The sequence below is a fragment of the Clostridium sp. DMHC 10 genome (assembly GCF_001270375.1).
GTDB lineage: Bacteria > Bacillota > Clostridia > Clostridiales > Clostridiaceae > Clostridium_S > Clostridium_S guangxiense.
Genome location: NZ_LGVB01000015.1, coordinates 2,438,302 through 2,458,774, shown reverse-complemented (window position 1 = coordinate 2,458,774; position 20,473 = coordinate 2,438,302). Strand labels below are relative to the sequence as shown.

General features: G+C 28.0%; 18 protein-coding genes and 3 pseudogenes. 14 read left to right on the top strand and 7 right to left on the bottom strand.

The genetic code is table 11. From position 1 onward, the window contains the following. Positions 1-8: 8 nt before the first annotated feature. Positions 9-1,127: a cache domain-containing protein gene (locus tag AGR56_RS13890; protein WP_053242730.1), complete on the bottom strand. Its 1,119-nt coding sequence runs from the start codon at positions 1,125-1,127 to the stop codon at positions 9-11. Positions 1,128-1,378: 251 nt separating this feature from the next. Between AGR56_RS13890 and AGR56_RS13885 the strand changes: the two genes are divergently transcribed. Further along, the gene (locus tag AGR56_RS13885) at positions 1,379-1,804 is read left to right on the top strand and encodes a Fur family transcriptional regulator (RefSeq protein ID WP_053242729.1); all 426 of its coding nucleotides are present in this window, start codon (positions 1,379-1,381) and stop codon (positions 1,802-1,804) included. An 8-nt stretch (positions 1,805-1,812) separates the two neighbouring features. Here the strand turns inward: AGR56_RS13885 and AGR56_RS13880 are convergent, their stop codons facing one another. Then, positions 1,813-2,163 (bottom strand): hypothetical protein, encoded by a 351-nt coding sequence (locus AGR56_RS13880; RefSeq protein WP_053242728.1) that lies wholly within the window; start codon positions 2,161-2,163, stop codon positions 1,813-1,815. 94 nt (positions 2,164-2,257) lie between these two features. Between AGR56_RS13880 and AGR56_RS13875 the strand changes: the two genes are divergently transcribed. From AGR56_RS13875 to AGR56_RS22070, 3 genes are read left to right on the top strand one after another with little or no spacing between them, the layout of a single operon-like run. Beyond that, complete coding sequence (locus AGR56_RS13875; RefSeq protein WP_053242727.1) at positions 2,258-2,656, top strand: DUF6762 family protein; 399 nt, start codon at positions 2,258-2,260, stop codon at positions 2,654-2,656. A gap of 18 nt (positions 2,657-2,674) precedes the next feature. Then, entirely contained in the window at positions 2,675-3,559 is an 885-nt protein-coding gene (locus AGR56_RS13870) for a rhomboid family intramembrane serine protease (protein WP_053242726.1), read from the top strand. Then, entirely contained in the window at positions 3,486-3,653 is a 168-nt protein-coding gene (locus AGR56_RS22070) for a rhomboid family intramembrane serine protease (RefSeq protein WP_242851458.1), read from the top strand. The genes AGR56_RS13870 and AGR56_RS22070 overlap by 74 nt, the downstream gene beginning before the upstream one ends. A 41-nt stretch (positions 3,654-3,694) precedes the next feature. Here AGR56_RS22070 and AGR56_RS13865 read toward each other — a convergent pair. After that, positions 3,695-5,432: pseudogene (locus tag AGR56_RS13865) on the bottom strand (ATP-dependent metallopeptidase FtsH/Yme1/Tma family protein). A gap of 171 nt (positions 5,433-5,603) precedes the next feature. On the opposite strand from AGR56_RS13865, the gene AGR56_RS19680 reads away from it, so the two are divergent. From AGR56_RS19680 to AGR56_RS13840, 7 genes and pseudogenes are all read left to right on the top strand, one after another. Next, positions 5,604-6,062 carry a hypothetical protein gene (locus AGR56_RS19680; protein WP_084757037.1) on the top strand — a complete coding sequence of 153 codons (459 nt, stop codon included), beginning with the start codon at positions 5,604-5,606 and terminating at the stop codon, positions 6,060-6,062. A gap of 121 nt (positions 6,063-6,183) precedes the next feature. Further along, positions 6,184-6,546, top strand: coding sequence for a DUF1232 domain-containing protein (locus tag AGR56_RS19675; RefSeq protein WP_084757034.1), 363 nt, complete (start codon positions 6,184-6,186; stop codon positions 6,544-6,546). Between the two features lie 68 nt (positions 6,547-6,614). Beyond that, complete coding sequence (locus AGR56_RS20385; RefSeq protein WP_157055774.1) at positions 6,615-6,785, top strand: YtxH domain-containing protein; 171 nt, start codon at positions 6,615-6,617, stop codon at positions 6,783-6,785. 242 nt (positions 6,786-7,027) lie between these two features. Continuing rightward, positions 7,028-8,332 (top strand): helix-turn-helix domain-containing protein, encoded by a 1,305-nt coding sequence (locus AGR56_RS13855; RefSeq protein ID WP_053242725.1) that lies wholly within the window; start codon positions 7,028-7,030, stop codon positions 8,330-8,332. Positions 8,333-8,354: 22 nt separating this feature from the next. Further along, a complete protein-coding gene (locus AGR56_RS13850) occupies positions 8,355-9,611 on the top strand; it encodes a helix-turn-helix transcriptional regulator (RefSeq protein ID WP_053242724.1) in 1,257 nt (418 codons plus the stop codon). A 119-nt stretch (positions 9,612-9,730) separates the two neighbouring features. Beyond that, a pseudogene (gene clpB, locus AGR56_RS13845) lies at positions 9,731-12,326 on the top strand (ATP-dependent chaperone ClpB). 118 nt (positions 12,327-12,444) lie between these two features. Next, a complete protein-coding gene (locus AGR56_RS13840) occupies positions 12,445-13,182 on the top strand; it encodes a polysaccharide deacetylase family protein (RefSeq protein WP_242851457.1) in 738 nt (245 codons plus the stop codon). Positions 13,183-13,347: 165 nt separating this feature from the next. On the opposite strand, the gene AGR56_RS13835 is transcribed toward AGR56_RS13840, so the two are convergent. The 4 genes from AGR56_RS13835 to AGR56_RS22915 all read right to left on the bottom strand — a co-directional run bounded on the left by AGR56_RS13835 (position 13,348) and on the right by AGR56_RS22915 (position 16,432). After that, a complete protein-coding gene (locus tag AGR56_RS13835; RefSeq protein ID WP_053242723.1) occupies positions 13,348-14,070 on the bottom strand; it encodes a type 1 glutamine amidotransferase in 723 nt (240 codons plus the stop codon). An 11-nt stretch (positions 14,071-14,081) separates the two neighbouring features. Next, positions 14,082-15,437, bottom strand: coding sequence for a Mur ligase family protein (locus tag AGR56_RS13830; RefSeq protein WP_157055773.1), 1,356 nt, complete (start codon positions 15,435-15,437; stop codon positions 14,082-14,084). Between the two features lie 91 nt (positions 15,438-15,528). Beyond that, entirely contained in the window at positions 15,529-16,182 is a 654-nt protein-coding gene (locus AGR56_RS22920; protein ID WP_278279642.1) for a YitT family protein, read from the bottom strand. A 1-nt stretch (position 16,183) separates the two neighbouring features. Continuing rightward, positions 16,184-16,432 carry a YitT family protein gene (locus tag AGR56_RS22915; protein WP_278279641.1) on the bottom strand — a complete coding sequence of 83 codons (249 nt, stop codon included), beginning with the start codon at positions 16,430-16,432 and terminating at the stop codon, positions 16,184-16,186. Between the two features lie 315 nt (positions 16,433-16,747). Here AGR56_RS22915 and AGR56_RS13820 point away from each other — a divergent pair, with 315 nt between their 5' ends. The 3 genes and pseudogenes from AGR56_RS13820 (at position 16,748) to pepV (ending at position 20,464) form a co-directional block, all read left to right on the top strand. Then, a complete protein-coding gene (locus AGR56_RS13820; protein WP_053242722.1) occupies positions 16,748-17,656 on the top strand; it encodes an undecaprenyl-diphosphate phosphatase in 909 nt (302 codons plus the stop codon). Positions 17,657-18,015: 359 nt separating this feature from the next. Continuing rightward, a complete protein-coding gene (locus tag AGR56_RS13815) occupies positions 18,016-18,462 on the top strand; it encodes a hypothetical protein (RefSeq protein ID WP_053242721.1) in 447 nt (148 codons plus the stop codon). Positions 18,463-19,071: 609 nt separating this feature from the next. Continuing rightward, positions 19,072-20,464 (top strand): annotated as a pseudogene (gene pepV, locus AGR56_RS13810) (dipeptidase PepV). The last annotated feature ends 9 nt before the right edge of the window (positions 20,465-20,473 follow it).

Genomic DNA, 20,473 nt, shown 5'->3' with positions numbered 1-20,473 from the left:
AAGATTGTTTAATTCTGATACAGTATATTTTTTATTGCAGTCAACATGGAAATTTCATTGGATAAATCTTTAGTAATACCTATCATATCTTTAATTGGCATAGAAATTTGATAGGTTGTAATTATAGAAATAATTAAGGAAACTATTATACAAAGCACAGTTATTATTATTGTGAACATACCTATACTATTTGCAGTTGCTGATAATTCTGATTTAGGAACTAGTCCTATTATTTTCCAACCTGTGCTGGTTGAGGTGGAATATACACCGTACATATTTTTATATGTAAAGCTTCCAGTAGATGAATTTTTTATTTTAGGGAAATAAGCATCTTTTAATTTTGTCCCAACAAGATTTTCATTTTTGTTAGAGATTATGTAACCATCATTATCAACTATACATATATAACCATCCTTACCTATTTTTGATTGTGATAATTTAGAATTTAAAGCTTCCATATCAACATCAATACATAAAACTCCTGCCATTTTAAAAGTAGATGGATCTTTTACTGATCTAACTAAACTTAGAGTAAGCTTATTTTTACTGTCGGAACCTAAATATCCTACTTTTCTTGGAGATGTCCAAAAAGACTTACCATCTAAATCCAATGCTTTTTTATACCAGTTTGAAGCTCGATCGGCGTTTAAAGCATCTTCATCTATAGTATCTGAAAGTGATGATACAGATAACCCATTATCATTTATTATGGCGGCACTTTTTATTAAATCTATTGAATCTGATACAGGAGTAATATAAGTGCTTTTTAATTTAGATCTTGTAGAATATAAATCAAAATCATCTTTTTTACTATCATCTGCAAGTGTTGAAGTAAAATTAGAATTTTGAAGTAGTTGCATAGAGTTGCTGTTTATAGTTGAATTTATTAATTCAGCATAGTTTTTTGTCTGATTTAATATTTGAAGTGTTGAGTTTTTAAAATCATCAGTAACTTTCCATTTTGATATTAAATATGTTATTATTCCACACAAGAGTAATGAAACTACTATAAGTGAAGAGAAAGAAAATACTAATTTTTTTAATAATCCATCCTTAATTTTTAAATCTGCAATTAAATCCTTAGATATAGTTTTATGTAATCTAGTTTTAGAATGTTTTTTAACCATTTATACCCCTCCCTTATATATATAGTACAATATTGTGAAAACGATTTAAAGAATATTGGATATTTTTATACAATAGTATAAACAATTTGTATATATTAACTAAAAATTCTACATATTTTTAAGGAAAATTAGTAAAAAGATTAAATTAGAATTTACTAATCAATTTAGAAGTTAAAAGTTTACTAATAAAATAATATTTATGATATAATTAAGAAAGTATTATAAATTATATTAAGGTGATGTAATAAACAATGGAATGGAAAAGTTATTTGCAGAATAAGAATATAAAAGTTACTAAAAGCAGAATTAAAATTTTGGATATTTTAAATAAGACGGATAATGCTCTAAATGTGCAAGAAATATACGATTATTGTAAAAATTGTGGACTTAATATAGATTTGTCTACTGTATACAGAAGCATAGATTTATTCGAACAAAATAATATATTAGATAAAGTTGACCTTGGAGATGGAAAATATAGATATAAGATAAAAGGTCATAATCATAAACATATTTTAAGATGCTGTGTTTGTCATAAGGAAATCGAAATAGACTGCCCTATGACTCAAATTGAAGAATTAATAAAAAATGAAACTGGGTTTGTTTTAGTAGATCATGAATTAAAGTTAAAAGCTATGTGCAAAGAGTGTATAAATAAATGCAATAATAAAAAGTAAATAGAGTTTTATTGTGTATTAAAATCAGTATCTTGATATGGAATTTCTTTTATACTTTTCATTTTCCATGTACCTGACTTGTTTTTAATGAGTGTCAATTCATAGCTAACAACTCTATGTGGTGGACTTTTTTTTATTCCTGTAATTACAAGAGTCGATTCATGTCCATCAGAAAATTTTAAATAATAAGAATCTATTTTATATAGTTTATTCTTATTAAAAATTCCAGTTGTTGTATAGTACTCAGATGCATATGTTATGTCACTACACTTGTGTATTAATATTGTGTGATGTATATATAATATTAATAATAGTAAAACTATTGCAATTAAAATATACTTAAATTTAGCTTTATGCATTTTAACACGACCTTATGGAAAAATTTACAAAATAATTATATAATTTATAAGGCTGATTTGCAATAGTAATATATTGGAAAGGACGGTTTTTTATTTGGATTTTTCATCTTTAGTTTTAATGGAAAAAGATAGGGAAGGCAAAGTTTTTATAAGAGAATTAGGAAGTTATGTTGTAAGTGAGGGAGCTGAACACATAAAAAAGCTCTATTACAATGGAGAAAAAGTAGTTGCTTTTTTTGATACTAAGGTTGATGTTGAGGATTGGGAATACAGTGCAATTTATAATCTTATAGATGAAAGTGTTTTTTCTTCTAAAGGGTTTGTTATTAATTCTGTAGATGAAGAATATAATCCTACATGGCGTGTAGAGTTTGATTATATAGATGACCATGAGGCTATGAGAAGAAAAATAAATCTTTTATGTGCATTAATAAATGATGAAATGAAGAGGGTATTTAGTGTCATTAAGGATAAAAAAGAAGATTATATCTAGATTTTTTAAGGAGAATAAATGGATAAGTTTCAAAAGTATTTGATTGAAAGATTGTGCAGCAGCTGTGGTGGTCTTTTGGTAGAATTTAAGAATAATGCATACGGTGCAAGTTTTTGGGCTGTATCATTTGAAAATAATGGTTCAAGATACTATATAATTTTTTCTGATATTGACAATTTTGATAGAATGACAGATTTGTCTTGTGAATATGGAAGTTTAAAGGATATTGGAAATGAATTTGTAATAAGAGTTATTTTTATACGTGGAAAAATACAGGATATGCAGCAATATACTGAAGGAAATATTATTTTATTAGATAAAAGCATCAGAAAAGTTGTCTATTCTAATGATATTATCTCAAATACAAGTACGCTACTGCAGCAATTCATGGATGAGATAAAAGATACAAATGAGCAAGGAAAGTATTGGGTTACATGGAGTATTATTTTGGTAAATTTAGCTATGTACGTTGTTTCCTCTATACTTTCACGAAACCCATTTACAATGGATGTTAATGTTTTAAACACACTTGGAGCAAAGAATAATGAGCTAATTATGTCTGGTCAATATTATAGGCTTATAACCTGCATGTTTCTTCATGGAAGTTTGATACATATAGCATCAAATATGTATTCATTATATTGTGTTGGATATATGGTTGAAAAGATTTATGGTAGAATTAAATATACTTTTATATATTTTTTATCAGGAATAATTTCTTCATATGTGAGTTTCTTATTTAGTGATGCTATATCTATTGGTGCATCTGGTGCTATTTTTGGGGTACTTGGAGCTGTTTTGGTATTCTCCTTTAGATTTAAAAACAAAATTGGAAAAGAACTTTTTTGTAAATATAATGGGTGTAATAGTATTAAATATTTTTATAGGAATGAGCATGACTAATATAGATAATTTTGCTCACATGGGTGGGCTTATAAGTGGAATTATTATCTCAGCTATTTTAGGCTTAAAAAGAAATAAAAGTGAAAGACTTTAACGATGCTTTGCACGTTAAAGTCTTTCACTTAATTAAAGGTTTTATAATAATTTTTGTATATCATTTTCGTACATGGTTTCATTTTCAAGCAGTGCGTTTGTAAAGTTCTCGAGTAAGTCTTTATTTTCAAGCAGCAGTTTTTTTGTTTTATCATATAAATTTTCCACTGTTGTTTTACATTCCTCAATAACTGAGTTTGAAACAGAATAGTTAATTTCGTATAACTCATCAATATTTAAAAGACCTAAACTTGTTCCCATACCATATTTTGTAATCATATTTGTAATCATATTTGTGCTTTGTTTTAAATCGTTATAGGCACCTGTGGTTATATTATTATTTCCAAATATAATCTCTTCGGCAGCACGTCCACCCAGCAAAACCATAATTCTTTTTATTATATAATCCTTATTTTGGTACATTTTATCTTCAGGAATACTTAAAGTATATCCACCGGCCCCTTTAGTACTTGGTATTATAGTTACCTTTGATATTTTTTCTTGTGGAAGAAGCTTTAAAGAGACAATAGAATGTCCAACCTCGTGATAGGCTGTTATTTTTCTATCAGTATCACTTATATAATCTCTGCTAATTTTTTCATGACCAGCTATAACTATTGAAAAAGCTTTTTCAAAGTGAATATTTTCAATATAATCACTATTTTCTTTACAAGCAAGAATAGCAGCTTCGTTTACTAGGTTTTCAAGTTTTGCTCCTGAAAAATAGGCTGTTTTTTTTGCAAGATCATCTAAATTTATATTATTTACAGGCTTATTTTTCATATGAAGCCTCAATATTTTCTTTCTAGCCGATATATCTGGAAGAGATACTTCTATATGTCTATCAAATCTTCCAGGTCTTAAAAGAGCTGAATCAAGTATATCAAGTCTATTTGTTGCTGCAATAACAACAATACCTTGTTTTTCATTAAAACCTGACATTTCCGTTAAAAGAGCATTTAAAGTTTGATCTCTTTCTTCTGAACCACCAGATTTTCCACCATCTCTTTTTTTACCTATCGCATCTATTTCATCTATAAAAATAACAGCACGTCCATGAAGTCTTGCTTTTTTAAATAATTGTCTTATTCTACTAGCTCCAACACCAACATAAATCTGTACGAAATCTGAACCGGACATAGCGTAGAAAGGTACATTAGCTTCGCCGGCTACGGCTTTTGCAAGAAGTGTTTTACCAGTTCCAGGTTCACCATATAATATTATTCCCTTTGGCATTCTTGCACCGTATGAATAGTATTTTTCAGGATTTTTTAAAAAATCAATAACATCCTTCACATTTTCCTTTGCTTCTTCATTACCAGCTACACTTTCAAAATTAACATCAACGTTTTTTTACTTCATCAGTATCAAGAGCATCTACTGCAAATATTTTTTTTGAGGTTAACTTAGAGGATTTCAAAACAATAGCTATAAGTGTTAATACTGATAGAACTAAAGCAGTAGTTGGTATAATATCAACAGCGGATATAGGTGCTTGCTCTGAAACTTCAATTCCTGAATTTAATAAGACTTCCTTAAATGCAGCATTTCTTGGATTATCGGTGATGTAGCTTGTTCCATTTTTTAGTTTAACGGTTATATTTGGCGAATTTGTTAAATAAACTTTTGAAACTTTTTTACTTATCATATCATTTTGAAATTTGTAATAGTTTACATAATTATTATCTTTATAATAAACATTAGATATTACCATAAGAAAAATAGAAATTATAGAAACAAATAAAGGTATTAATATATATTTGTTTTTAAAAAACTTCATAAATACACCTCCGTACAAGTTTGGTTTACATAATACATTATATACTCACATAGAGGTATATGTCTATTGGAAAATGTAGTTAAAAAATCGTTGTAATATGCACTTTACTAATTTGCCTTATAAACTTATACTTTTATTAGGGTAATCGAAATTTTTATTAGGGGGGAAGTTATGAAGGTATCAAGCATCATAGCAAAGATAAGTGAAAATGATATTTTAGAAATAATTGATGAATATGTTGATGTTAAAGGATTGAATATACAAAAGATATATATTAAAGATATTTTAATTGTGCATGGTACGTATACTAAGGGTATAAAAGTTCCATTTAGGGTTGAATTTGGGTTTGGCTCAGTAAGAAACAATACTATTATGGCTAAAATATTAAAAATACAGGTTTCTAAACTTGGTCTGAGTGTTGATATATTGACTTATTTTATCAATAAAGTGCTTAAAAGCTTAAAAGATATAGGGATTGATTTTAAAAGGGATAATATATATATAGATATTGACATCTTATCTAAAATAATACCATTTGTGTATTTTAAAATTAATTACATAAAAGCTTATAGTGGATATTTAGAGATAGAAGCTGAAAATATAATATACGTTAAGGAAAAAAAAGGTTGAAAATATATGCAAGGAAAATAGTGATGATAAAATAAAAAAAATAGTTGATGGATATACAAAGTTAAGAAAAAATATATGTGATAAAGTTCCTAAGAAATACGAAAAATTTGTTGAATATTTTATGATTTTACCAGATTTAATAGTTCTTCTTGGACGGTTGATGAAGGATAATAGAGTTGAAATTAAAACGAAGATAATAATAGGGGGCACAATTGCATATTTGGCATCACCTATTGAAATAATAGCTGATGTTATACCTGTTATAGGGCAAATAGATGATATTAGTTTAACATTTTTTGCTTTAGATAGAATTGTAAATGAAGTTCCAGAAAAGGTTATAATTGAAAATTGGCAGGGAAGCGAGGATATAATTTGTAAAATTAAAGATGGAACTAAATTTATATTTAATAATATTGGGACAAGCAATACTGTTAAGATCTTAAAATATATAGCTTCTATGAAACGTAAAAGTAATAAAAAATAATGTTTAATAAAAAAAAAAATGCACATTATATAATTAGATTAAAATTTATATATAAGGAGTGTGTTGTTATGAGATTTTTAAGAGGTATTACAGCAGGGGCAGTAATTGGAGCAGTGGCAGGAATGCTAATAATGCCACAATTAAGTTGGAATACGAGAAGGAAATTTGGTAGATCAGGTAGAATGATAAGAAATACAGCAGAGGACTTAATGGGCTCTATGAGAAGTTGGAGCAAGTAAGTAGAATTTAAGTATTTAATATAATAATTTAATATAGTTATTTTAATATGTAAATAAAATTCAAGATAGCTAAATATTATCTTGAATTTTATTAAAATAATAATTAATTTTTAATTCTTATTAAAAAAAATATGCTATAATTGAGTAAAAGTAGAAAAAAATAAACTTTATATAAATAAGTTGGACTTAAATGTAAAATGTTTGGATAACTTTTAAATATATATTGCAAAGGAAGATATATTATGGAGATATTATCATTAGGAGAAAAAATAAAGACTAGAAGAAAACAACTCGGCATGACTCTTAAGGATTTAGCAGGTGATAGAATAACACCAGGTCAAATAAGCCTTGTAGAATCTGGTAAATCAAATCCAAGTATGGATTTACTTGAATATCTTGCAAGTACTCTTAGTACTTCAGTAGAATACTTGATGGAAACAGAGGAGACACAGGCAGAAAAAATTTGCACTTACTATGAAAATACTGCAGAGGCTTATATACTGAATGATGAATATGAGAAAGCTGAAGGATATCTTGAAAAGGCTATGTATTATGCAGAAAACTATAAAATTGAGTATAGAAAAGCTGAAATTTTGTATTTGCATGGTTGCATTAATATGAATAAAAAAGAATTAGGATTGGCACAACAATATTTCCTTTCATCAAATGTTATATTTATAAAGTTAAACTGTCATGAACAAATTGTGAATACATTTATAAAACTTGGGAAAATTGCCCTTTGCTTGAAAGCATACAATTCTTCTTGTAGTTATTTTGAGCAGGCAGAACAAGTATTTAATAGCAATAATATAAGTAATGATTTTTTAATAGGGGAAATTTATTATTCTATGGCTATGATATATTTTAGAATGGATTATATAGATAAATCTATTAATTATTGTATGCTTGCAAAAGAAAAATTCAATCAACTTGAAAATAAAAAAGAATATGCTAAAACTTTAATTCTTTTATCTAAACAATATTCTGAAAAAGGTGATCTTGATAATGCAATAATGTATTCAAAAAAATCTTTGAAAGTATTTAAAGAAAATGATCAAAATATATTTATAGGAGAGATTGAAAATAATTTGGGAAAATTATTTGCCGAATTTGAAAATATGGAAGAGTCTTTTGAACACCTTAAAAGGGCTAAAGAAATTAGAAGTAAAATTAAAGGACATGCTTTAATAGAGACTTTGAGCAATATTTGTGAGAATTATATAAAACTTAAAGATACGCAGAATTCACAAAAAGTCCTTGATGAAATAGGAGAAGCTGTAGATAGTAGTAATCCATCAGATATGCTTAAATATTACATGCTCATATATAGGGTTAATCTTATGAATAAAAATTATAGTGAAGCCGAAAATATACTATCTATCGCGTTAAATTATGCGGAAAATATGGAACTAGATAAAGAGGCAGCTGAAATTTCTTTGATTATGGGAAAACACTATATAGATAATTGTAATGATGTAGAAGCTGCTAAATACTTAAATAAAGGTATGGAAAAATTAATTAAAATAGGCATATTAAAAGACTTATAATTAGATAGGTGAGTGAAGTTACATGGAAATATTGTCTGTTGGAGAAAAAATAAAGAGGGCAAGAATATACAAAAGGTTGACTTTAAAAGATATATGTAATGAAAAAATATCTGTATCTAAAATGAGTTGTATAGAGAATGGTAAAATAGATCCAGATGATTATATACTTGAATTTTTATCAAAGAAACTTGACGTAAGTATTGATTATCTTAAATATGACACTAAAAAGCAGTTTATGGATAACTTAAAAAAGTTTGGAGACATTGAAAAAGCTAAAAAAGAAGAATATTTAAAATACAATATGTATTATGCTAATCAATACAAATATCATGATATAGCTTTTGAATTCTTACATATTTTGTTTAACTATTATCTTGATAATAATAAAATAGATTCAACTAGAGAATTATCATCGGAGTATTATGACATATGCAGGAAAACTAAAGCGAATAATGCTAAACTTATATATTATATGGATATGGGAAGATATTTATTTTGTAGTGAAGAGTATTCACAGTCTGCTAATTATTATAGAATAATAAATAATTATATAGAACAAAATAAAATTAAAGAAAATGATATAAAAATAAAATCAATTTATTATGAAGCTCAAGCGTATATAATGCTTGGTAGTTATAATAAAGCTTATAAAATTGCAAAAAAACTTATTGATTATGTTGATGAAGCAAAAAGTGATTTAGAAAGGGCGAAAATATATAATATTAATTTATTTTTATCTGTAAAAATGGATGATATAAATTTCTTCAAATTTAAAAGAGATGGAGAAAAATATTTTGAAATTAATTCTAAAGTTAAAGCTCAATTTATGTACAACCATGGCATAAAATTGCTTAAAGAAGATAAGATCGATGAGGCTAAAGAGCTTATAACTAATGCAATGAGGTTATTTCCTAATAACGGAAATATAAAATATTCTTATTTTATTACTGATCTTATAAATAACTTAATAAATTCAAAAGATGTAACAAAGTATGAAAGTTTATGTGATGAAATTTTAAATTATTCTATTGATATAAATAACTATTTAATAATAGAAAATGCATATTATTTAAAAGCTAAGATATTTGATAAGATTGGAAATAAGATTTCCTTTGAGATGTGTATGAGCCTTTCATTAGATTTTTTGCTTAAGTTAAATAATAACGAGAGACTGTATAATAGATATTTAGAAATGGGAAAACTGTATGCAGACATTAATAATATAAAAGAATCAATTAAATACTTTAATCTTGCAATTAAGTTAAGTAAAAAAATATAACTAAAAAATTATTATTATGAAAACTACCTTATATATTTCAAAGTTGTTTTTTTAGAGAACTAAGAAATTTGTATAAGGTTAAAAGTTTTAGTAGATAAATTTATAAGGAGAGTGGAAGTATGAATGTTGAGAAATTAACAGTTAAAGTTCAAGAGGCTATAAATGAGGCACAGGTAATTGCTATAAAATTTAATCACCAACAAATAGATACAATCCACCTTTTTATGGCTATCATATCTCAAGATGATGGACTTATACCAAATATATTTGAGAAGATGGGTATTAATTCAAAAGCAGTTAAAGATGATACTGAAAGAGAACTTAATAAAATGCCAAAGATACTTGGAGAAGGGGCTAGAAATTCTTCTTTATATGTAACTAGGAAGTTTGAAGAGGTTTTTGTAAGTGCAGAAAAGATAGCAGATGACTTTAAAGATTCTTATGTAAGTACAGAGCATATTATACTTGCGCTTATGGAAACTGATGATTCAGTGGTAGGAAAAGTATTAAAGAGAAATAATATAGAAAAAAAAGAATTTTTAAGTGCACTTGCAAGTGTGAGGGGAAATCAAAGAGTAGATTCAAAAGAACCTGAGGTTACTTATGATGCACTTAAGAAATATGGAAGAAATCTCGTTGAAGAAGCTAAAAAGCATAAACTTGATCCTGTTATAGGTAGAGATGAAGAAATAAGAAGGGTAATAAGGATTATATCGAGAAGAACAAAAAATAATCCAGTTCTAATAGGTGAACCTGGTGTTGGTAAAACTGCAATTGTAGAAGGTCTTGCTGAAAGAATTGTAAGAGGAGATGTGCCGGAAGGCCTTAAAAATAAAATTGTGTTTTCTCTCGACATGGGTTCATTAATAGCAGGAGCAAAATACAGGGGAGAGTTTGAAGAAAGATTAAAGGCTGTTCTTAAAGAAGTTCAAAAAAGTGAAGGAAAAATAATACTCTTTATAGATGAAATTCATACAATAGTTGGTGCAGGAAAGACAGAAGGGGCTATGGATGCAGGAAATCTTATAAAACCTATGCTTGCAAGAGGTGAACTTCACTGTATAGGTGCCACTACTTTTGATGAATATAGAAAATATATAGAAAAAGATAAGGCACTTGAAAGAAGATTTCAAACAGTAATAGTTGATGAACCTACGGTGGAAGATGCAATATCCATATTAAGAGGGCTTAAGGAGAGATTTGAAATTCACCATGGTGTTAGAATACATGACAGTGCAATAATTGCAGCTGCAAAACTCTCAGATAGATATATAACGGAAAGATTTTTGCCAGATAAAGCTATAGATCTTATTGATGAAGCAGGTTCAATGATAAGGATGGAAATAGATAGTATGCCTACTGAACTTGATATGCTTAAGCGGAAGATATTTCAGATGGAAATAGAAAAGGAAGCACTTACTAAAGAAAATGATATAGCTTCTAAGGAAAGGCTTAAGATTCTAGAAAAAGATCTTAGTGATTTTAAGGAAAAGGATAAAGCAATGACTGCAAAATACGAAAAGGAAAAAAGCCAAATTGAGGAAGTAAAAGAACTTAAGACAAAACTCGATGATGTAAAAGGGCAAATTGAAAAGGCTGAAAGAGATTATGACCTTAATAGAGCAGCTGAACTTAAGTATGGTGAACTTCCTAAGCTTCAGAAGCTGGTAGAAGAAAAAGAAGTATTATAAAAGATAAAAATGAAAATGCTATGCTTAAAGAAGAAGTAACTGAAAACGAAATTTCTGAAATAGTATCAAAGTGGACAGGAATTCCAGTTTCAAGGCTTGTAGAAGGAGAAAGGAAAAAGCTTGTAAGATTAGAAAGTGAACTTAAAAAGAGGGTAATAGGACAGGATGAAGCTGTTACAGCGGTATCAAATGCAGTAATAAGAGCTAGAGCAGGTTTAAAGGATATAAAAAGACCGATTGGATCATTCATATTTCTTGGACCTACAGGTGTTGGAAAAACTGAACTTGCTAAAACACTTGCGAGAACTCTTTTTGATAGTGAAGAAAATATAATAAGAATAGATATGTCTGAATACATGGAGAAATACTCTGTATCAAGGCTTATAGGAGCGCCTCCAGGGTATGTAGGTTATGAAGAAGGTGGCCAGCTTACTGAAGCTGTTAGAAGAAAGCCATATAGTGTAGTTTTATTTGATGAAATAGAAAAAGCCCATGATGATGTTTTTAATATATTTTTACAAATCCTTGATGATGGAAGACTTACAGATAACAAGGGAAAAACTATTGACTTTAAAAATTGTATAATTATAATGACATCTAATATAGGAAGTAGCAATCTTCTTTTAAATAAAAATAGTTCATTTGTAGATAGAGAAATAAAAGATAAAGTAATGAATGAGCTTAAGTTAAGATTTAAACCAGAATTCTTAAATAGACTTGATGATATAATTATGTTTAAGCCACTTACTAATAATGAAATAGGAAAAATTATAGATATTTTTCTTGTTGATATTTTAAAAAGATTAAAAGAGAAAAATATGAGTTTAACAGTAACAGAAAAGGCAAAAGAACTTATGGAACAGGAAGCATATGATCCTTTGTATGGAGCAAGGCCGTTAAAAAGATATATAGAAAATACTATTGAAACTGAAATAGCAAAAAAATAATAAGTGGAGAATTTTATGATGGGATGAATATATGTGTTGATGCATCGAATGGTAATATAAATATAAATAGCATATGAATTGAGCTTATATACAGTTTATGTAGAAGGTAGTTTTAATTACCTTCTATTTTTTTTTTTTGTAAAAAAGCATAAGATACAAATAGTTAATTAAATACTACTAAAGAGGGTGTATTTGTTGAATAAAGGAAAAGTTAGTGGCTTTATATGCGTTATATTAATTGTTTTGAATATTATGTGTTACAACGTATATGCTGAAGCCTTGGTAGAACCACAAAATAATGTTAATAGGTGTAAGCAAAAGGTTGCATTTTTAACTTTTGATGATGGACCTTGTGTAAATAACACTGAAAAGATAGTCAATGTTTTAAAAGAAAATAACATAAAGGCTAGTTTTTTTATTGTTGGTCAAAAAGCGGAAGAAAATCCAAAGGCAATGAAAGCACTTGTAGATAGCGGCATGTGTTTAATGCCTCACACTTATTCACATGATTATAAGATATATAAGTCATCAAACGATTATTTTGCTGATCTTAATAAGTGTATGGAAACCATACAAAAGTTTACTGGAAGTAGAAAATTTAATTATATTAGAATACCTGGTGGTTCAGATAATTTAGTTTCTAATAGAAATGTTTTAAACAATATAAGAACGAACCTCATAAAACATGGTGTATATTATGTAGATTGGAATATTTGCTCTGGAGATGCAGAAGCTCATTATGTTCCTAAAAGTAAAATAATAAATAATGTAAAAACCCAATGCAGTGATCAAAATATAATAGTAATACTTATGCATGATGCCTATTATAAAAAGACAACAGTTGAGTCCCTTCCTGAGATAATAAAATATATAAAAGATAAAGGATATACTTTTAAAACTTTTGATGATATAAATGAGAGCGAAAAAAAATGAACTTATCAGAACAAGGGTTATAGATAAAAAGCAAAAAATGGATTAGGAATATGCCACAATAAACATAAATACTGCAAAACAAAATAAGTGAAGGGTTTGACGATGCTTTGCACGTCAAAACTCTTCACCATTAGCTTTTTTGCATTCTTTTTAGGGAAAAATTAGTTATTTTTTCTCTCTTTTTATTATGAATTCTTTAGCTTTTTCTTCAAGAGTATCATCCAGAGGTTTAAGACTTATACTTCCATATTTTCTTTCAAGTGCTGTTTGTATAAGCCTATCTGCAAGTTCTGGATTCTTAGAAAGAAGAGAACCATGGAAATAAGTACAGTAAGTGTTTTTATAAATACAGCCTTCGTAACCATCAGAACCGTTATTCCCATATCCTACAATTACTTTTCCAAATGGCTTTAAATCATTTATATAGGTTCTGCCAGAGTGATTCTCAAAACCAACATATATTTCCTTAAAATCTTCATTTTCTATTACAGTATTTCCTATAAATCTAGTTGAGCCACCATCAGTTTGTATATTAAGTATTCCAACACCATCAAGTTTTTCACCATCAGGAGTAGTATAATATTTTCCTAGAAGTTGGTATCCTCCACAAATTGCCAAAAACACTTTTCCACTATTTATGTACTCGCTTATAGCAAACTTTTTAGTTTGAATAAGATTGTCTGAAACTATTGATTGCTCATAATCTTGTCCGCCTCCAAAAAATGTTATATCATAGTTATTGCCTTCAAATTTATCTTTGAGGGATACATTAAAAATATTTACTTTTATATTTCTCTTTTCAGCTCTGTATTTTAAAATTCGTATGTTTCCTATATCACCATATACATTTAATAAATCGGGATACAGATGGCATATGTTGAGTTCCAATATTATCACCTCTACCAAAGTTTTTTAATAAAGCCTTTTGAATAAAGAAATTTTCTAAAGTCTATCATAGCAGTATAAGTTGCAAGAACATATATTATGTCGCCATTGCAGTTTTTTAGTTCGTTAAGTAATTCATCAAAAGTTTGAGACATGGTAAAGCTTTTTTCGTCAAGACCAGCAGTTTTTAATCTTACCCCCATATCATAAAGTCTTATACCAGAAATCATAATTTTATCTAAATTTAAAGATTTCAAACTTTCAAAATTTACATCCCAAATCCAAGATACATCACGTCCATCAGCATAGTTGTCATTTAAAAATACAGTTAAGTCTATTTTTCTTTTATCTAAAGCTATTGTTTTTATAGCTTCGTCATATCCAGCAGGATTTTTTACGAGAATTATTTTAATGTCTTTGCCATTTATATTTATTGATTCCTGTCTTCCAAAGCTGCTCTTTGAACTTTTTAGAGAGTTAAATATTATTTCATTCTTTATTTTAAGAGTTTTAGCAACAGAATAAGCACAAAGTCCATTATATATATTATAAGCACCAGGCTGATTTAGATAAAAATCATTGCCATTTATGGATATTAAAGAACCAGATGGGTCCAAATCTTTAATTTTATCAATATAGTAATCTAATTCTGGTCTTTTGTAACCACAGTTTTCGCAATAAAATTTACCTAGGTGATTGTAAGTTATAAATTCATATTTATATGGATGCTTACACTTTTTGCAGAACTTTGCATCGGCATTTATACCTATTGTATTGTCAGAATTTATAGCACAATCAAAACCATAATAAACTTTAGGGTTAGGAACATCTAAATCTCCAAGTAAGGATTCATCCCCATTTAAAACTAGGGTTGTATTAGGAACTTTTTTAACACCTTCCATTATCTTAGAAAGAGTTGTATAAACTTCACCATATCTATCAAGTTGATCTCTAAATAAATTAGTTATTACAATTATTTTAGGCTCTACATATTCTGTAAGAAATTTAAGATTTGCTTCATCTATTTCTATTACAGCATATTTTTCTAAATTATTTTTAAAACTGAAATGTTCAACAAAACAGGATGTTATTCCAGGTTTTAAATTAGCACCAGTATTATTTGTTATAACATTTTTGCCAGCGTCATTTAATATACTGTAAATTAAATTAGTAGTGGTGGTTTTACCATTTGTTCCTGTAATAAAAATTATATTATACCCTTTAGTTATTGTAGAGAGAATATTTTTGTCTAATTTTAAGGCTACTCTACCAGGAAAATTAGTTCCACCCTTAAAAAGAACTTTTGATAATTTAATAATAATTTTAGAGATAATAATACTGAAAAAGCTTTTAACGTTAATTTTAAACACCTCCAATGAATAATATTATAATACATATTTTCAATATTTACATCTAATATGAAATAAATAATATGAAATAAAAAAGTGCAAGAATATAATCTTACACTGAAAATGTACTTTGTTTATAATTGCCAAGTATATCATTAACAGGCGAAACTGTGATGAAGGCCGTTGGTTCTATTTCTTTAAGTAAGAGCCTTAAGGCTGAAAGTTGATACTTCTGTATAACCACATATAAAACTTTTTTATTTAAATGAGAGTAGCCGCCAACTGCATCAAGTTTTGTTACTCCTCTATTTAACTTAATATTTATAGATGAAGTGATCTCTTCTGATTTATTGCAAATTATAAAACATTGTCTTGAAGAAGAAAAACCTTCTTGAATAGTATCTATAGTTTTTGAACGTATAAAACTCATTATAAGGGCATAAAGAACAGATTGAGGCCCTAAAACAATTCCAACAAATATATATACTATAATATCTTGATACAGCATTATTTTTGAAAGAGGAATAGATCTAGTCCTGTTTTTTATCATTTTTGCACATATATCAAGGCCTCCAGTTGAACCGCCTCCCATAAAAATCATTGACATGCCTATTCCAGAAACGACTCCACAGAATATTGCAGAAGTTAGTTTGTCTGAAGTTGGTATAAAATGATAGTTTGAAAAGTGTAAATTCATATAATCTATTAACATTGAGGAAATGATTACTATAAATGCACTTTTTATTGCAAAATTTTTTCCAAGCAATCTAAACCCAAATAAAAAAAAGAGGTACGTTTAGTATTATTGTTGTAATACCTATTTTAAAATTAAAAAGATGGTTTAAAGATAAGCATATACCTAAAATACCACCAGTACCTATTTTTGAAGGTGTTAGAAGTATACTTGCATATATAGAAAATAGAATACACCCACAGGTTAAAAATAAATATTTTTTTAGAATAGTGGTAAAAAGTTCATCTTTATAAAGTTGTGATAATTTATGAATGGTAATCATCCCCCATAATATTAGATAATAATGTTTTATATTCACATAAATTTTAATTTGAAAGAAAAAATTCACATTACTATGGTATAGTAGCATAGTAATGGCAATACTTGCAAATATAAATTTATATTTCTTAACAAATTTATATAATGTTATCAATATAAATGAGCAAAATTTTATATTATGCGCGGAAGATTAGTTTACTGCAATATAAATTAGTTACTATTTTATTAATTTTTAAATAAAATATTGAATGAGTACTATTACATAGTATAATTAATTTGTTATGTATAAAATAATGATCATAAAGGGGAGTAATTAATAATGTACATAAATTTGATTTTTATATTTAAAACTATACTTGAAGGTATAATTGAAGGTATAACTGAATTTCTGCCAATATCTTCAACAGGTCATATGATAATACTTGGAAGTATTATAGGATTTAAAGGGGGAGCTAATCCAGCAAAATTATATACTAAAGGTTATATAGATATGTTTACAGTTATAATTCAACTTGGTGCTATACTTGCAATTGTTGTTTTGTATTGGGATAAGATAATATCAACCCTTAAACCTTCTAATATATTTCCAAGTTTGGAAAAAGCCAATGGTGATAGTAGAAGCTATTTTTCAAGAATGTATGACATGCCAGGATTTAATTTCTGGTTTAAGATTGTAATTGCATGTATTCCGGCTGGAATTCTTGGTGTATTGTTTAATGAAAAAATTGAAGGATTGCTCTTTAAGCCTGCACCTGTAGCTTTGGCACTTATATTTGGTGCAGTATGGATGATATATGCTGAGAAGAAATATAGAAAAAATTTAAAAGTTAAGAGAGTAGATGATATAACACTTAGACAAGCACTTATTATAGGATGTTTCCAGTGTCTTGCAGTGTTATGGCCTGGAATGTCAAGGTCGGCTTCAACTATAATTGGAGCATGGATAATTGGAGTTTCTACTGTAGCTGGTGCTGAGTTCTCATTTTTCTTGGCCATACCAATTATGGTAGGAGCATCTGCGGTTTCACTTATTAAAAGTAAAATTATTTTATCAAGCATGCAGATCATAGGGCTAGGCGTTGGATTTATAGTTGCATTTATAGTTGCATTATATGTAGTAGAAGGATTTATAGGTTTCTTAAAGAAAAAACCTATGAGAGTTTTTGCTATATATAGGCTGTTTCTTGGAATAGCGGTTCTAATATTAGGATTTGCAAAACTAATATAGGAAGTTGTGAAAAAAGGTATTCTATAGGTTTTACTACACCGTGCATAAATCATTACTAGCGGCCCGTAAAAAAGAATACCTATATTTTTCACATGCTCCTATAGATGAACAACAAGAACATAAGAATTCAAAATTTTAAGTTTTATATATAAGAGTCTAGAAGAGTTTATGTATCTTCTAGATTTTTTATTGCAGATAAGTAATTTTAAAATTCAACTAATTTATTGAAGTATATTTTATATAAAAAATGAGAATATTATATATTTGAAAGGCTATGTTTTAAAGAAGTATAAAAATAAACACTTACTTAAAATAAAGCTATTTAAAAAGATAGAAAATGTCAATCGAGGTGTTTAAAGATGAAGGCTGAAGAAATAATTGAAAGTGCAGTTAAGGAAGGAAAATGGATACAAAATGATATAGGCGGAAATAGAATTCAATGTTTTAAATTAGTAAAAGATGAGAATAAACTCATGGTAATTATTATATCCGATAAATTACAATGTCCTATATCCTCTACAGTTGAAAAGATAATGGTAATGGATAAAGGTATAGTATTGTTTTATGATGGACAGTATTATGAGAGAGTAGAGGAAAAAGAATATAACTTGTATAAAAAATATATAACTGAAGATGAGTGGACTATTATACTTAATAGTCATCCAGTTGAAAATTTAATTAAAAAAGATTTAGTAAGTGATAGAAGTGGAATTTACGTTGATGTTCATGAGAGTATAGAGGATTATATAAGTAGGAAATACAATAAAAAGGACACAGATGAATTAAATTATATCTATAACAGTTAATAATTATAACATAAACATTTCCTAGAGTATCAACATAAAAAAAAGTAAGAAAAAACGAGAAAAATGGAATATTATTCACATAAGTTAGTTTAATTAGTAAAAACAAATAAGTAAATCAGAAAAAACGTGATATCATATTAAATGTCATCGCGAGATGATGGTGATTAATGAGTTGTGAAAAAACATTTAAAAAGATGTTGACAGAGCAAGTTAAACATGATATTATAAATAAGCTGTCTGATGGCAGTATATTGAACTTTGAAAATTAAACAGAGAAGAGATAATGAACCAGCAATTCTTTTGAATAGAAGAAATTCTATTTAATATATAAAGCGATGAGCTTAGGAATACAGCAAGTCATTGTATATAAGTAATGATGAGAGAATTTTGGGAAAGACGAGGAAATAAAATAGGTTAATAACTATTTATTAGCGTGTTTTGTTGACGAAGTATTGCACAAAATTAACCATCATAATTTAAATAATACTTGATGTATAAGATTAAACTTTTAGTAAAATCAACTCAAAAAGTTTTTGCAAATCAAGAGTGTTCAAGAAACAGCAAAACCTGGAATGCCTTATGGTGAAGGACCAGCAAAAGCCTTAGCATATGGAAATAAATAAACATGTAGAATTATTAAAGGATGAATTAGTAAAATCAACTCAAAAAGTTTTTGCAAATCAAGAGTGTTCAAGAAACAGCAAAACCTGGAATGCCTTATGGTGAAGGACCAGCAAAAGCCTTAGCATGTGCACTTGAAATAGCAAAATCTTTAGGATTTAAAACAGTAAATGTTGATAATCAAGTTGGATATGCAGAATATGGTGATGGAGAAGAGTACATTGGAGTGCTTGGACATTTAGACGTAGTACCAGAAAATGATGGATGGAAGTATCCTCCATATGCAGCAGAAATACATGATGATAAGATATTTGCTAGAGGTGCTACTGACGATAAGGGACCTATAATGGCATGTTTATATGGATTAAAAGCAATTGTAGATTCTGGACTTACATTGTCGAAAAAGGTAAGAATAATATTTGGAACAAATGAAGAAACTGGCAGCAATGAGATTGCATACTATCTAAAAAAAGAAAAGCCGCCTGTGGCTGGTTTTACTCCTGATGCAGAATATCCGATTATAAATGGAGAAAAGGGTGTATTGGTTTTTGACCTATTAAAAGAGTTTGAGGAAAAATCATATGGTGACACAACTATAGCCTATGTTAAAGGAGGAAATGCTCATAATATAGTTCCGAATTATTGTGAAGCAGGGCTTAAAACTTCACTTAAAAGCAATGTAATTGATAAGTGTGAGGATTTCTCAAATAGAACAGGATATGATATTAAAGCAGAAGAACAGGGTGATCTAGTTATAATAAAATCCTATGGTGTTGCAGCTCATGGAAGCTTGCCTCATATGGGTAAAAACGCTATTATGCAGCTTTTAGCTTTTATAGGAGAGTTAAATCTTGAACAGTGTGATGCAGTAGATTACATAGATTTCTTAAATAGGCATGTTGGTATGGAAACTGATGGAGAGTCATTTGGTGTAGGGCTAGAAGATGAGGTTTCTAAAAAACTTTCCTTTAATCTTGGAATGATAAATTTAGATGTAAATAAGGCCAGTGTAACTATTGATATAAGATACCCTGTAACATGTAAGTTTGAAGAAGTAATAACTCCTGTAAATGAGAGAATTGAAGCTGCAGGTATTAAGTTAGAAAATATGACTAATGCAAATCCTCTTTATTTTCCTGAAGATCATTTCCTTGTGAAAAATCTTCAGAAGGTTTATAAGGAGCAAACTGGAAAAGAACCTAAGCTTCTTGCAATAGGCGGAGGAACATATGCAAAGGAAATGCCAAATATAGTAGCCTTTGGACCTATATTTGAAGGAGAACCAGATGTTGATCATAAGGTGGATGAATATATAAAAGTAGAGCATCTCATTTTAAATGCTAAAATTTATGCTCATACTATCTATGAACTAGCAAAATAACATTGATTT

Coding starts and splice junctions, on each gene's coding strand:
- AGR56_RS13890 (WP_053242730.1), bottom strand. CDS start 1,127: ATGGTTAAAAAACATTCTAAAACTAGATTACATAAAACTATATCTAAG.
- AGR56_RS13885 (WP_053242729.1), top strand. CDS start 1,379: ATGGAATGGAAAAGTTATTTGCAGAATAAGAATATAAAAGTTACTAAA.
- AGR56_RS13880 (WP_053242728.1), bottom strand. CDS start 2,163: ATGCATAAAGCTAAATTTAAGTATATTTTAATTGCAATAGTTTTACTA.
- AGR56_RS13870 (WP_053242726.1), top strand. CDS start 2,675: ATGGATAAGTTTCAAAAGTATTTGATTGAAAGATTGTGCAGCAGCTGT.
- AGR56_RS19680 (WP_084757037.1), top strand. CDS start 5,604: ATGAAGGTATCAAGCATCATAGCAAAGATAAGTGAAAATGATATTTTA.
- AGR56_RS19675 (WP_084757034.1), top strand. CDS start 6,184: ATGATTTTACCAGATTTAATAGTTCTTCTTGGACGGTTGATGAAGGAT.
- AGR56_RS20385 (WP_157055774.1), top strand. CDS start 6,615: ATGAGATTTTTAAGAGGTATTACAGCAGGGGCAGTAATTGGAGCAGTG.
- AGR56_RS13855 (WP_053242725.1), top strand. CDS start 7,028: ATGGAGATATTATCATTAGGAGAAAAAATAAAGACTAGAAGAAAACAA.
- AGR56_RS13850 (WP_053242724.1), top strand. CDS start 8,355: ATGGAAATATTGTCTGTTGGAGAAAAAATAAAGAGGGCAAGAATATAC.
- AGR56_RS22915 (WP_278279641.1), bottom strand. CDS start 16,432: ATGATTACCATTCATAAATTATCACAACTTTATAAAGATGAACTTTTT.
- AGR56_RS13820 (WP_053242722.1), top strand. CDS start 16,748: ATGTACATAAATTTGATTTTTATATTTAAAACTATACTTGAAGGTATA.
- AGR56_RS13815 (WP_053242721.1), top strand. CDS start 18,016: ATGAAGGCTGAAGAAATAATTGAAAGTGCAGTTAAGGAAGGAAAATGG.